General features: G+C 51.2%; 1 protein-coding gene. It reads right to left on the bottom strand.

Annotated features, from left to right (window positions below; all coding sequences use genetic code 11):
* A partial coding sequence (locus BU804_RS05585) for a CHAT domain-containing protein (protein WP_143298933.1) occupies positions 1 to 240 on the bottom strand: 240 nt, incomplete at both ends.

The raw sequence follows: 240 nt of genomic DNA, 5'->3' as shown, positions 1-240 counted from the left end.
GCCAATAAGTCGCGACCGTTGATAGGGCTCCTGCGGCAAGAAAGGACCAGACAGGACCAACGCTTCCTTCCCTGTGAAGCTTGCCTCTACCGGAGAAACAGGCGCTCATAAAAACCAACTCTGAGTGAAGAGTAAGCGCCGCAATCTCTTGCGCATGGAGATAGCCTTTGGGATGAATTTCGTCGGGAGCAAGCTTAAAAAGCCCTTCAAAAACGGAGTGCAGATCGAGCTTTTCTTCAG

This window comes from Candidatus Protochlamydia sp. W-9, assembly GCF_001950615.1.
GTDB lineage: Bacteria > Chlamydiota > Chlamydiia > Chlamydiales > Parachlamydiaceae > Protochlamydia > Protochlamydia amoebophila.
Note: the sequence above shows the minus strand (reverse complement) of the source record. Positions and strands in the feature narration are given on the sequence as shown.